This window comes from Pseudomonas sp. H3_D04, from assembly GCF_054669175.1.
The window spans coordinates 2457052-2469530 of record NZ_CP162801.1; the positions used below are offsets into that span (position 1 = coordinate 2457052).

The 12479-nt window shown below is 56.2% G+C and carries 11 protein-coding genes and 1 pseudogene; 3 read left to right on the forward strand and 9 right to left on the reverse strand.

All coding sequences use genetic code 11. The features are described from left to right. The first annotated feature begins 3 nt into the window (after positions 1 to 3). On the forward strand, positions 4 to 927 hold the full coding sequence (locus AB4N91_RS11490; protein ID WP_010460506.1) for a magnesium transporter CorA family protein: 924 nt from the start codon (positions 4 to 6) through the stop codon (positions 925 to 927). Positions 928 to 1047: 120 nt separating this feature from the next. Here AB4N91_RS11490 and AB4N91_RS11495 read toward each other — a convergent pair whose 3' ends face one another. Next, positions 1048 to 1383 (reverse strand): DUF2834 domain-containing protein, encoded by a 336-nt coding sequence (locus AB4N91_RS11495; RefSeq protein WP_145307660.1) that lies wholly within the window; start codon positions 1381 to 1383, stop codon positions 1048 to 1050. A 249-nt stretch (positions 1384 to 1632) separates the two neighbouring features. Between AB4N91_RS11495 and ilvA the strand changes: the two are divergent. Beyond that, positions 1633 to 2634, forward strand: a pseudogene (ilvA, locus tag AB4N91_RS11500) (threonine ammonia-lyase, biosynthetic); the annotation flags it as partial. 27 nt (positions 2635 to 2661) lie between these two features. On the opposite strand, the gene eco reads toward ilvA, so the two are convergent. Continuing rightward, on the reverse strand, positions 2662 to 3144 hold the full coding sequence (gene eco, locus AB4N91_RS11505) for a serine protease inhibitor ecotin (protein WP_010460500.1): 483 nt from the start codon (positions 3142 to 3144) through the stop codon (positions 2662 to 2664). Between the two features lie 384 nt (positions 3145 to 3528). Here eco and AB4N91_RS11510 point away from each other — a divergent pair, with 384 nt between their 5' ends. Continuing rightward, positions 3529 to 3798, forward strand: a complete 270-nt coding sequence (locus tag AB4N91_RS11510; protein ID WP_083376698.1) for a DUF1652 domain-containing protein — start codon at positions 3529 to 3531, stop codon at positions 3796 to 3798. Here the strand turns inward: AB4N91_RS11510 and AB4N91_RS11515 are convergent. From AB4N91_RS11515 to xylB, 7 genes are all read right to left on the reverse strand, one after another. Further along, the gene (locus AB4N91_RS11515) at positions 3795 to 4190 is read right to left on the reverse strand and encodes a hypothetical protein (RefSeq protein ID WP_077747817.1); all 396 of its coding nucleotides are present in this window, start codon (positions 4188 to 4190) and stop codon (positions 3795 to 3797) included. The two genes, AB4N91_RS11510 and AB4N91_RS11515, sit on opposite strands and share 4 nt — an antisense overlap. A gap of 90 nt (positions 4191 to 4280) precedes the next feature. Then, positions 4281 to 4547, reverse strand: coding sequence for a DUF2790 domain-containing protein (locus AB4N91_RS11520; protein WP_154911667.1), 267 nt, complete (start codon positions 4545 to 4547; stop codon positions 4281 to 4283). Between the two features lie 1001 nt (positions 4548 to 5548). Next, a complete protein-coding gene (locus tag AB4N91_RS11525; protein WP_154911668.1) occupies positions 5549 to 6364 on the reverse strand; it encodes a hypothetical protein in 816 nt (271 codons plus the stop codon). A 71-nt stretch (positions 6365 to 6435) separates the two neighbouring features. Further along, positions 6436 to 7431: a DUF2515 family protein gene (locus tag AB4N91_RS11530; protein WP_102593501.1), complete on the reverse strand. Its 996-nt coding sequence runs from the start codon at positions 7429 to 7431 to the stop codon at positions 6436 to 6438. After that, on the reverse strand, positions 7428 to 9638 hold the full coding sequence (locus AB4N91_RS11535) for a type VI secretion system Vgr family protein (RefSeq protein WP_460112468.1): 2211 nt from the start codon (positions 9636 to 9638) through the stop codon (positions 7428 to 7430). Before AB4N91_RS11535 ends, AB4N91_RS11530 begins: the two co-directional genes overlap by 4 nt. A 382-nt stretch (positions 9639 to 10020) precedes the next feature. Continuing rightward, positions 10021 to 10959: a carbohydrate kinase family protein gene (locus AB4N91_RS11540; RefSeq protein WP_154911670.1), complete on the reverse strand. Its 939-nt coding sequence runs from the start codon at positions 10957 to 10959 to the stop codon at positions 10021 to 10023. A gap of 13 nt (positions 10960 to 10972) precedes the next feature. Next, positions 10973 to 12469, reverse strand: coding sequence for a xylulokinase (xylB, locus tag AB4N91_RS11545; protein ID WP_460112469.1), 1497 nt, complete (start codon positions 12467 to 12469; stop codon positions 10973 to 10975). Positions 12470 to 12479: the final 10 nt, after the last annotated feature.

A 12479-nucleotide genomic window follows, 5' to 3' on the forward strand; every position in this document is an offset into this window, starting at 1 on the left:
CCGATGATCAAAAGCTTTCAACTGGACGGCGGCGCCTTGCATGCCGTCGAACGACTGGATGCCGAGGTAATGCTGTTCAGCAACCCCGATGCCGCCGAACGGGATCTGTTGCACAGCCATTTCAAGCTTGATGAGCACGCGTTGGCCTCGGCACTGGACCCTGACGAGGTGTCGCGCATCGAGTTCCACCCCGACAACCTGTTCCTGATCTGGAAGCGCCCGGAAAATTACTCCGGTGCCGGCAGCCTGGCCTTTGAAGTGTCGTCCTGTGGCCTGTTGTTTTCTGCGCAGCGCTTGCTGGTGATCGCCACCGACGATGCGCCGCTGCACGGGCTCGGCACCCGGCAGCGGCTGAACACGCCGCTGGATGTGCTGCTCGATCTGCTGTTCAACAACATCCATCACTATCTGGGCCACCTGAAGGTAATCAAGCTGGTTGCCCGGGAGTTGCAGCAGAAATTCAACGCCTCGATGCAGAACCAGCACCTGATCCAGATGTTCAACCTCAGCGAAAGCCTGATCTATTACATCAACGCGATTCACAGCAACGGCGCAGTGCTGACGCGGTTGCGCAATCATGCCGCCAAGGAACACTTCAGCGCCGAGGCCATCGGGCTGATCGACGACCTGATCATCGAAAATAACCAGTGCTATAAGCAGGCGGAAATTTACTCCACGGTGTTTTCCGGGCTGATCGACGCCCGGGGCAACCTGATGAACAACAGCATGAACAATCTGCTGCGCAAGCTGACATTAATTAACGTGGTGTTTTTGCCGCTGAACCTGATTGCGAGCATTGGCGGCATGTCCGAGTTCAGCATGATGACCGGGGACACGCCGTGGTGGGTGTCGTATCCGTTGTTTCTGACGGCGATGATGATTGGGGCGGGGGCGATGGTGCTTGGGCTCAGGCGGTTGGCGAAATGACGATGTCGACTGTCAGGCCGTCTTCGCGGGCAAGCCTCGCTCCTACAGGGGGGATACGCTCCAATGTGGGAGCGAGGCTTGCCCGCGAAGGCGCTATCCGCAACACAACACTACTGTGGATCAAACTCGCTGGCGTGCATCACCGCAATTCCTGCGATTCTTGAGCCCCCGAACCACGAGGTACAACAGCGGCCCGACGGACACGAAAACCGCCGTAATCAGCAGATACGGAATCACCGATAACCCCGACTGCCCACGCTTGCGCGCATCCTGGTACATCCAGACGCCCGCAAGTGTCGCCAACAGATAAAGATCAATCACCACCTGCGCAGTATCCGGGCGTGACATCAAACCGATGCCGAAGTCGATCAACGACTGCTCCGCCTGAAGCATCACGGAAACGGTGTAGCCGGCAAAGGCGATCAAGGCAATGAGGGGCAGGGCGACAGACTTCATGGTTTCCTTCCTTGGGACAATGAGCGATGTCCGCCAGCCTACAGAGACCGAGGAAAATTGACCATTGACTTGCCCGCAACGCCCGGCTAATTTCCAGCCATGACTTCCACCGTATTGCGCTGCCAGCCAAGCATTATTACCGCCATTCCTTATTTGGCGGGCTAGCTCACGACTGCAGCACCCAACCCGCCCTAGAGGCGGGTTTTTACTTTCTGTCTCCTGGGCCCCGATCAATGTCAGGAGACGACCATGAGCAGCACCCCCGCCCAGCAGGCCTTGCTTGAGCACTATGTGAAAAAGATCCTCGCCGCGCCGGTGTATGAACTGGCCGTGCGCACACCGTTGCAACCCGCGCCAGCGCTGTCCGAGGCCTTGGGTAATCAGATCCTGCTCAAGCGTGAGGACTTGCAACCGACCTTTTCCTTCAAGATCCGTGGCGCTTACAACAAATTGGTGCAACTGAGCGATGAGCAAAAGGCTCGGGGCGTGATCACCGCTTCAGCGGGTAATCACGCCCAAGGCGTAGCGTTGGCGGCGCGTGAATTGGGGATCGCTGCGACGATTGTCATGCCTTGCACAACACCCGCATTGAAGGTGCACGGGGTGCGCAGTCGGGGGGCAGAGGCCGTGCTGCACGGCGAGAGCTTTCCGTTCGCCCTCGAATACGCCCTGAGCCTCGCCGAGCAAACCGGTTGCACCTTCGTCTCACCTTTCGATGACCCGGACGTAATCGCCGGGCAGGGCACCGTGGCCATGGAGATCCTGCGCCAGCAACAAGGCCCCCTGGATGCGATCTTCGTCCCGGTGGGTGGCGGAGGTCTGATCGCCGGCATCGCGGCGTATGTCAAATACCTGCGCCCGGAAGTCCGCATCATCGGCGTCGAATCAGAACATTCCGCGTGTCTGTACGCGGCGTTACAAGCTGGCGAGCGGATCGTCCTGCCCACCGTGGGCACGTTCGCCGATGGCGTAGCCGTCGCGCAGATTGGCGCCTATGGATTTGAGGTCTGCCGGTTTTGCGTCGATGAAGTGCTGACCGTCAGCAACGACGAACTGTGCGCCGCCATCAAGAATATCTACGACGATACCCGCTCGATCACCGAGCCCTCCGGTGCCTTGGCGGTGGCCGGCATCAAGAAGTACGTCGCTCAAACCGGTGCGTGTGGTCAAACCCTGATCGCGATCGACTCGGGCGCCAATATCAACTTTGACAGCCTGCGGCATGTCGCCGAGCGCGCCGCGTTGAGCGACGCCTCAGCGTGAGGAGGGGCGCTGCGGTTACTCTTGAACGGCTTTCTCGACCTTGTCCGACGCCGACCAAATCCGATAGCGGACTTCGACGTCCTTGGGCACGTAGAGCACGATCGGCAACTTGCTGTTGTAACGAAGCATGAAGCCGTCACCGACCACCGGCACAAACGCCTTTTTACTCTTGCCGTCGGGGCAGGCCATCATCGTGCTCATCGGGCCGATGATTTTTTCCAGACGGTAAAAGGGGTAGCCCCAGCCTTCAAGGTTTTTTTCCTCAAGGATACCGCCCAGACGTTGGCGATTGCAGTCCACCGTCAGCGTCTTGCCCGCCAGCACCTCGACCTGGAAGTTTTCTTCCTGTGGCTGCGGCGCTACATGAATGACCTGGCGGGTAAAACCGCTTTCCGGTTTAGGGAACGGCGCGACGGTTTCGAGCTTTGCCGCACAGGCCACGCTGGAAAGGCTGGCAACAATCAGCCCGACGGTATTGATACAGGTCAAAGAACCCATGATGCCTCCTTGCGTGTGAGTAGGGTCAGCGGATACTGGATTGGCAGGCGCATTCTTACTGCCGACCGCCACCAATGCAAACCCGGTCGGGAATGTATGCAAATTGCAGGGTTCAAACTGCCCTTTCTTGCAGATTGCATGAGGCCATTTTCAGGCATGTCCGTTAAATCATTGATTTACCGATGAGCTGCACGGCGAAATTTGCGGCATGTTTTATGCTCAAGCAGATCTTAAGTTGACCAGGACAGTATTGAGTCAGCTCTGGAACGAGAAACCGGCCCGTTGTTGAGGCGTAGAAACCCCGCAAAGGAAGTAAAGCGGGAGATCTCAGCACCGCCGACGTTGGATATTAATTGGCAATCTCACAATTAGGAGAGGGTCGCCATGTTTCTTTCTGCCTTGGAACTTCGCAATATCGTTGAAAGCAGTTTTCTGCCGAAACGCTGTCAGTGCACGCTGTCGCCGGACCTGTCGATGACCGTCAAGGTGTATTCCGATCGTGAAACCGATCACCTAGATCTGATGGTGACCGGAATCAATGCCAAAAAACTGAATGGTTGCCGTGAAATCAACGACCTGATTGCAGGCCTGCGCTCAGAGATGCAGCATCAGGAAGCGAGTCAGACACTGCATCCCGACAGGAAAGCGCTTTAACCTGCAGTTTCGAATTCTGCCGACACGCGCCGGGCCTGGACAAACCCCAGTCCCAGCGCCGATTCGACCATCACCGCCAGCAATATGCCCGGCCCGGCATGGCCATTGAGCCATTCGCCAAAACCCAGTATCGCCAAGCCGAAACAACCCACGGTAAACCCGGTGCTCAGCGCATTGCGGGTGACCGACGGCGCCTCGTTCCGAACCAGATAAAACATCACGCCCAACGCCGCGAACAGCACTGCACTGCGTCGCGCGACAAACCCTGCCGCAGACGAATACTCAATACTCCAGATCGCCAGCAACCCATCCGGCATCAAACCCCAGACCAGGGCCAGCAGAAAACAGAGGAGGGAAGTGAAGGTCGACACGATACGAAACGATAACTGCATGGCGGATCCTTGCGGCAGTGAGGGAGGCGCCAAAGCATAGCGCCTGATCCCTCACAGGAGTACCGCAAAGTGCAAAATCAGACCTTTCAGTCAGTTCTGATAACTGCAAGCGTCAGAAAGCTTCCGGTAGCTGATTTCTTCAGGCTTGCCTGACGTATCGATGTACTTCATGTCGGCCGTGATCACTTTGCATTCCAGCGTGTTCGGCTCAGTCAGCGCGACCACTTTGCCGATGTTCAGCGGCATACCGTAGTGATAGGGGGTAGCTTGCGAGGACGACGTCTCGTTGGCCTGCGCAAGACCAGTAAACGCGGTGCAGGCGAGGGCGGAAGTCATCAGCAGCGTGCGGATGTTCATGGGACGATCTCCAGTGCAGACGTTGAGTCAGTTCGACGGATAAAGCGTCGAACCTGCCGCACTGGGCGTCAGAGGGAGCTGAGGGCGTGCGGTCCAGTAAAGTCTTGGACCGCGGGGTTAACGGATGGTTAACCCGGTTGAATGCCGCCTGTCGCGAGGGTGTTTCTGTCAGAGGTTTCACATGGGAAACGATCTACGGGATCTTCGGCTTGATCCTACAAGGTCAGACGCCTTGTCGACTTTCGCCTGATGGGTAGGAGCGATTACTGTTTGGGTTCGCTGAAAAATCAGCGGACAGGTTTGGTCACCTGATAACACCGCACATATATGTGCCATGATTCGCGCCGCGGACTTCTACGTCCTCGTGGTGCGTTGCAATGGTGGCTGTGTGCGGGACGCCTTAGGGCGAGCCGATTGGGTGTTGTCGGTTGACCAAGCCTGTACACAGCCGCCTCCCACCGTTTGGTCACGGTGCTGGCGATTACTAATTAATACCCGAGTAATTACTATGCCTACGCGCCCTGGGCAGAAATTCTTACCCACCGAGGACGATTTCTTTCGGCGAAATCGATTCGTTCGATCCGCCCATCCCCCGAGTCAAAGTAAAACAAAGCACCTTGCAGAAAGTTCGAAGTGAACTCGCTGGAAACCAGCAACACGTTCACATCTTGATGATCGGAAGCGCATTGCCATTGCACTCTGCCTCCTCGCGACGCATCTGCATCCTCATACATAAATCTGACGTCTTGGGTGGCGCGAACCTCATAGATATAGGTGCCGACTATTGGCGATCCACGCAGCAGCGAAATCGTGTTTTTCGGGCCTGCCAATTCACAATTGATCACGTTGCTTGATCGAGGTTCAACAGCACATGCCTGAATGCAAACAGTTACAAGCCAAAAGCCGAACACAATTTATTCATCTGATTCGGTCGCATTGTCCGTATTGAACTACGAAGGCAAGCAAACGAGTAAAATCCCGTTCGCTAGTCACCAACTGGCTCAATTGTTAAGAGCGTGAATCAGAGGGTCTTGATAAGACTCATCGATTTCGATCCCTGCGGCGCGGGCTTTTTCTTCCAGTTCAAGTCTTGTCTTGTGGTAGGCATTCAACCTTCCTGGCAATAGTTCCTTCCAGTGCTGCCTCTCTTTTTTGTCTGTAATGCCGTCGAGCCAGAACTCACTCTCTGATTGAAAATCCAGCGTAATAAGGTAAGTCGCCTTTTCGGTTGGGGCTTCTGAATCGTTTTGCTTCCACGCTTTAAGGTTGAGATAGATGCCGTCTTTGTAAAAATACCATCTGTAAAAAGAGCCAATCTGAAGCCATCTCTTCAGATCCAACTGATAATCCGGATCCAGCCAAGGATGGCTGCTGACGTATCGCCCGAACACCTCGTCAGGACTACTGATTTTTCCCGCCTGCGAGCCAGAGATCCTAGGATCTTCTGGAAAATAAAAGTGTGACCAGCCAGATTTTTTTATTTTGTCTATTAGACTGAATATCAAGTCCCGATATTGTTCGTGTGTGCTTCCTTTTGGTAGCCCACGTAATATTACGTTTAGGTTTTCGATGTTTTCTGTCGTGTCTTTGTCTAATGCAACTGTAATATTTACAGCCTGCTCCAGACTTAAAATACTGCCGTTATTTTTTACGTTGATCGTCGGTAGGTCGGTGTCATTTGCCGATTTTTGTATTTTATACCAACAGATATTTACCTGGGGCATGCAGCTTTCTGTGAATGGAATCGGTGTGTTTTTTGTGATATTTTTTATGGAAGATAAAAGTTCGATTTCAATGATTTCTGATTGATTGGTCATAGGGGTCTCTGTCGAGTTGCTAACGTCATCGCATCCACTGATCAATATTAAAATGGCGATTAGGATTTTTTTCATTGTTGATTTGACCAGGTGGAAATTATTTTTATCTCGCCTTCCATGTATTCGGCTTTTTTACCCATTAGGAAGTGGTACTGATTGGCAATTTCAGTGATAAAAACCATTCTGTCAGTTTCATCATAAAGATCACCTTTCTTCATTTGAACTCGTAATTCAGGCTGTTCAACGTCGCAGGCGGTGCTAAAAGCGGCTACTCTGACCGGAACAAATGGAGCCCACTCAAATCCTGCTTGCATTTTAAGCGTAGTTTGAAATGCCTTGCCATCATAAATAAGAGGCTGAAGAATCTTTCGTTGCTCATGGTTTGCAATGTCCATTAGTGACGACAGTTGCATCTCGCGCCTAGCGGTGCCTTTAGATAGACTTTCTGTGTTTTGAATAGATTTAAATCCTGATTTAATCTCGTCGGTAACATGCAAATTACCAAGTGTGCTGAGCGCGTCATTCGCCCAGGGCAAACTATCGATATTGGTTTTGATCTGCCCTTCGCAACTGCGCGCATTACGCTCCGGCGCGCATTCATTGAATTGATCTTTATATTTGCTGTAAAACCAATGCCAAACAAAAATATCTTGAAATAGCCAGAAATTGCCTTTGCCCAGTTCGTTTTTACCAATACGCAGAGGAGGTTGAAAAGCGAGGGGCGTAAGTGTCAGGTAGGGTTCACTCGGAATAAAATCCAACCCGCATTTGACCTGCTTGCTGGCAAACGCCGCGAGTCCCATCCAATAGAAGCGACCCTTGAGTTCCGGTTTTCCATCTTCACCTTGTTCGAGATAGAAACTGGCGTAAGCAGCGGCAATTCTTGCGGCACGAGCGCCAAAGTCAGAGATCAATTCATATTTGCTAGAGGCAGACGAGCGCTTTTTGCTGAGGCGGCGTATGGCTTCTTCCTGGCCCATGGCCCACAACTTGTCGCAGCCTAGGACAACCTCGTGGACGGAGCATTCTTTGGCATTTGTTTTAAAGGTTGTGATTGGCGCACTCATTTCTTTCTGCTCGCTTCATAGTCGTCGGCACCGGAAGGCACGACCAGTTCATCCCATACAAGGTGGGCTTTCACCGGTTCTTCTGCATCTGTCTGGACCCGCGGGTGGAGGCCGGCGGCATCGCTCCTCGATATTTGGGGAGCGGTTTCCGATGGCACGATCAGTGCCGCTTTGACTGATTTAATCGGTTGTCCACGACGCGTGACAAACTTGAGTTGTTCGTCGTATCGCTCACTTATTTTCTTCGCGTGCAGCAAGCTTCCTGCCCGTGCTTGATCTGCAATGACAGGAACAAGCGGTGCAAGAATGCCAATGCCTGTCCCCACCCCAGGCGAGCCCCCGGTATTCACCTTCACCTCAGCCCCACTGATCGTCACACCCCCCGCATCAACCTTGACGAAACTCCCGCCAGCCTTGGCCGTCAGTTCCATTCCGCCTTCAACCACCACCTTCTCGCCAGCGTGGTAATGAATCTCCTGACCCGCCTCGACAAACTGCGCTGTGCCGATCTTCACATGCTGGGTCACCGCCACGGTCAGGTGATCATCCGCCCGCGCTTCAGTCTTGCGGTCCAGATGGGTAATCCGGTGTTCTTCAACCTTGAACTCGCTGAAAACATTGGCCTCGACCGTGTCATGGCGTTCATTGCCGATGCGGATTTTCTGGTCGTGCTCGATGTTTTCATCCCAGTCGCGCTGGGCGTGCAGGTAGATCTGTTCCGCGCCTTTCTTGTCTTCGATACGGAACTCGTTGTAACCCTTGCCGCCCGGTGAACTGAGGGTCTTGAAGGTGCTGCGGGTCTTGTTCGCCGGCAGGTCGTAGGGGACGACGTTTTCCTTGTGGAACAGGCAGCCGGTGATCAGCGGTTGGTCGGGGTCGCCTTCGAGGAAGGTGACGAGGACTTCCATGCCGACCCGCGGGATGGCGATGCCGCCGTAGGCACTGCCGGCCCAGCCGGTGGCGACGCGTAGCCAGCAGCTGGTGGTGTCGTTGGCCTGGCCGTCGCGGTCCCAGTGGAATTGCACTTTGACGCGGCCGTATTCGTCGCAGTGGATTTCTTCGCCGGACGGGCCGGTGACAATGGCGGTCTGGCTGCCGAGGACTTTCGGTTTCGGGTGTTCGAGGGCAGGGCGGAAGTGCGCGTCCCACGGGGTGGCAAGGAAGGTGTTGCGGTAGCCCTGATGGAAATCGTCTTTGTTGTGGGTGACGTCGCTGGTGACGTTTTTGCCGAGCACTTGCGGCTGCTTGCCTTCGTGCACGACTTCGAGCAACAGCCAGAGGTCGTTCCACTCGGCGCGCGGGTGTTCGCTCAGGGCCATGAAGTGGCCGCTGACGAGGGTCGGCTCGTCGCCTTTACCTTCGGCCAGTTTGTAATCGCTGCGATGGCGCTCCAGCGCGCGGGTGGCCAGTTGTTTGCCGCGCTCGCGGGTCAGGAAGCGGCCGGGGTAGTCGTAGTCTTCGAGATCCGGCGCGAAAGTGCTCTTGGCGGCGCCTTCGGGCAGGATGCGTGGTTTTTCGAAGTCGTAGTCGCGGCGGCTGACGCGGGAGGTGCGGGTTTCCAGGCGCAGGTTGAAGCGCTTGATCACCGGTTTCGTGGCCGCCATGCCGGAGTCTTGCTGGTAGGCCACGGGTGCGAGTTTGCGGAACACCGTCTGGTCATCGCCGAAGACGAGTTTGTGGCCGCTGGCGCTGTGCTGGAAGTGGAAGTGAATGCCTTCCTCTTCGCACAGGCGCTGGATGAAGTGCAGGTCGGACTCGTCGTACTGCACGCAGTAATCGCGCTCGGGGTAGATCGCGCCGAGCTGGAAACTGTAGGCGTCAGACAGGATGCCGCGCGCCTCCAGTACCTGGGCGATGATCTTCGGCACACTTAAATGCTGGAAAATCTGCTGGTCATGGTTGTGGCGCAGGTAAGCGAGTTGCGGGACCAGGCTGATGCTGTAGCGCGTCAGGCTTTTGCCGGAATCGCCTTGCTCGATGCGATAGACCAGACCGTGAATGATGCCCTTGCCGGTGGCGCCGAAGGTCAGGCAGCCAGGTTTGTGCAGCAACTCTTCAAGTTTCAGGTCGGGACGGGCGCTGACCAGTTCGATGTCGAAACAGAACGGTTGATTGAGGGTTTCGCGACCGACGAAGCTGAGCACTTGCAGGTCAACGGAAACGCCTTCCAGCGTCAGGGAAATATGGGTTGCGTTCGCGTCCAGCATGCCTTTAATTCCGTCCTTTGAATAAGCTGGTGCGGATGGTGCAGGATTAAACCGCCACGTTCAAGGCGCAAATGGCGTAGGAGTGGATGCGTTGGGCTATCGGGAAAACCCTTAGATACAAGGTTTCGGCCAATGAATGCAGGGGATTTTTAGTTTTCTTTTCCTGGGTATCACTGCGCCACAACTTCCAGGCGGCCAAGAATCAACAGTCATTTCCAGACTAAAGTCCTCTTCGACCGATAAAAGCCTGCTGCCGCCATTGCCGATGATCCTGTTGATCGTTCCTACGCTCTGCGTGGGAATGCCTCACTGACGCTCCGCGTCCGCTTTGGACGCGGAGCGCCCCGGGCTGCATTTCCACGCGGAGCGTGGGAACGATCTATCAGATGAGTTGCTGCCGATACGGCAAATCCGGCCCGGTCTTGCTGCACGTCAGCGCCGCTGCCTGTACCGCAAACTTCAACATTCCGTCGATTTGCCCGCGCTCAAGGGATTGCACACCCGCAACCGAATCCAGCTGCTGCTCGGTCAACCAGGTAATCAACGCCGCCTGGAACGTATCGCCCGCGCCCACGGTATCGGCGATTTTCACTGAGCTCGCCGGTACTGACCACGAACCCTGAGTGCGGCTGAACACCGTGGCACCTTCACCACCTCGGGTCAGGAACACCAACTGACAGCGATGCTGCAACCAACCTTCAATCACCCGCTGCGGATCCTGCTCGGGGTACAACAGACTCAAATCCTCATCGCTGACTTTGATCAGATCCGCCAACTCAACCAGCGTCGCAATCCTCGAACGCCACAGGTCGATATTCGGTTCAGGATTGAGTCGGACATTCGGATCAAGGCTGATCAGGCGTTTTCCGCTTTCCCGCTGCACCAACGCCAGCAGCGTGTCGGCAATCGGCTGCACCACCAGGGAGAACGAGCCAATGTGCAAACCACGCACTTGCGGGCCCAGCTCAGGCAAATGCTCAGGTTTGAGCTGGCGGTCCGCGCAACCTTCACCGCGAAAGCTGTAGTGCGGCGAGCCATTGGCCCCAACCGCGACCATTGCCAGTGTGGTCGGTGCGGCGAAGTCCACCAGGTAATCCGGGCGCACACCTTCGTCCTGCAGCACTTGCTGCAAGCGTCGGCCAAGGTAGTCGGTGGAGAGTCCTGCAAAGAGCGCCGCTTCCACGCCCAATCGCCGCAAGCCAACCGCCACATTGAACGGCGAACCGCCGGCAATTGCCTTGAAATTCACTTTTGAAGCCAGGCCGCTGGCGTCGTCTTCACTGAAGAAATCGAACAGCGCTTCGCCACACACCAGATACATAGTTGTTCGCTCTTTAAAGGGTTGCGACATGTTGTTGATAACGTTCATAGGCCTGCTGACAGGCCGCCACATTGTCAGCAATCGGCAAGGTTTCACTGGCCAGATCGAGCTTTACACAACGCTCGCAAAGGTCCGCCAGACTGTCCTCGTGGCCGTTTGCCCTGGACTTGCACCACGCCGCCTGAATCGCTGCGCCCAGGGCTGCCGCTTCGCTCTGCTCGGTACAGATCACTGGGGTGTTCATAATGTCGGCGACGATCTGCCGCCACACCTGGCTTTTCGAGCCGCCGCCGATCAGGCAAATGCTGCGGCTTTGTAAGCCATTCTGGCGCAGCAGGTCCAGTCCATAACGCAAACCGAAGGTCGTGCCTTCGACGACTGCGCGGCACAGGTTGGCCTGGGTCAGGTTGGTCATGGTCAAGCCCAGCAGGCTGCCGGTGGCATGGGGCAGGGCGGGGACGCGCTCGCCATTGAGGAACGGCAGCATGCACACGCCTTCGGCACCGATGGGCGCCTGCTCGACCAAATCGTTGAAGTGTTCGATATCTAGGGCGAACAGCTCGCGAATGACCCCCGTGGCGTTGGTCAGGTTCATGGTGCAGATCAACGGCAGCCAGCCGCCGCTGGACGAGCAGAACGTGGCGACCGACGCATCCGGGCTGACTTTCGGCTGGTCAGCATAGGCGTACACCGTCCCCGAAGAGCCGAGGCTCATGGTGATCGCGCCGGGCTTGATATTGCCGGTGCCGATCGCGCCCATCATGTTGTCGCCGCCCCCGCTGGAGACCAGCGCCTGCGGGTTGATGCCAAGCTGTTCGGCGATGCCGGGCAGGATCGTGCCGACTGCTTGATGCGCATCGATCAACTCCGGCAACGCGGCTTGCAGGCGTCCGGTCGGGTCGATGTCGCGCAGCAACTGCAAATCCCATTGGCGGGTCCGCACGTTGAAATACCCGGTGCCTGACGCGTCGCCGTACTCGCTGCAACTGCGGCCGGTGAGCCAATGGTTCAGGTAGTCGTGGGGCAGGAGGATGTGGGCGATCCGGGCGAAAATGTCCGGGTGCTGTTCTTTGGTCCACAGCAGTTTGGAAACGGTGTAGCCGGGCGCGATGACCACACCCAGGCGCTCAAGTGAACCCTTTTCGCCACCGAGTTGAGCCAGGAGACGGTCATTTTCCGGGGTGGATTCGGTGTCGCACCAAAGCTTCGCCGGACGCAGCACCTGACCTTGGTCATCGAGCAATACCAGGCCGTGTTGCTGTCCGGAGACGCCGAGGCCAAGGATGTCCTGACCGTCGACTTTCGCCGCGAGTAACGCACGGCGGGTGGCCAGGGTGAACGCTTCGAGCCACTGGCCGGTGTCTTGCTCGCGGCGACCGTTGGCGCCGCTGATCAAGCTGTGCACAGCGGCTCCCTGGCCCAGGACCTGGCCAGTGTGGGCGTCCAGGATCACGGCTTTGGTGCCTTGGGTGCCGCAGTCAATGCCGATGAATAATTGTTGGTTTGCCATCGAAGGTCCT

Coding starts and splice junctions, on each gene's coding strand:
- eco (WP_010460500.1), bottom strand. CDS start 3,144: ATGGGTTCTTTGACCTGTATCAATACCGTCGGGCTGATTGTTGCCAGC.
- AB4N91_RS11510 (WP_083376698.1), top strand. CDS start 3,529: ATGTTTCTTTCTGCCTTGGAACTTCGCAATATCGTTGAAAGCAGTTTT.
- AB4N91_RS11535 (WP_460112468.1), bottom strand. CDS start 9,638: ATGCTGGACGCGAACGCAACCCATATTTCCCTGACGCTGGAAGGCGTT.
- AB4N91_RS11520 (WP_154911667.1), bottom strand. CDS start 4,547: ATGAACATCCGCACGCTGCTGATGACTTCCGCCCTCGCCTGCACCGCG.
- AB4N91_RS11490 (WP_010460506.1), top strand. CDS start 4: ATGATCAAAAGCTTTCAACTGGACGGCGGCGCCTTGCATGCCGTCGAA.
- AB4N91_RS11530 (WP_102593501.1), bottom strand. CDS start 7,431: ATGAGTGCGCCAATCACAACCTTTAAAACAAATGCCAAAGAATGCTCC.
- AB4N91_RS11525 (WP_154911668.1), bottom strand. CDS start 6,364: ATGACCAATCAATCAGAAATCATTGAAATCGAACTTTTATCTTCCATA.
- AB4N91_RS11515 (WP_077747817.1), bottom strand. CDS start 4,190: ATGCAGTTATCGTTTCGTATCGTGTCGACCTTCACTTCCCTCCTCTGT.
- AB4N91_RS11495 (WP_145307660.1), bottom strand. CDS start 1,383: ATGAAGTCTGTCGCCCTGCCCCTCATTGCCTTGATCGCCTTTGCCGGC.
- AB4N91_RS11540 (WP_154911670.1), bottom strand. CDS start 10,959: ATGTATCTGGTGTGTGGCGAAGCGCTGTTCGATTTCTTCAGTGAAGAC.
- xylB (WP_460112469.1), bottom strand. CDS start 12,469: ATGGCAAACCAACAATTATTCATCGGCATTGACTGCGGCACCCAAGGC.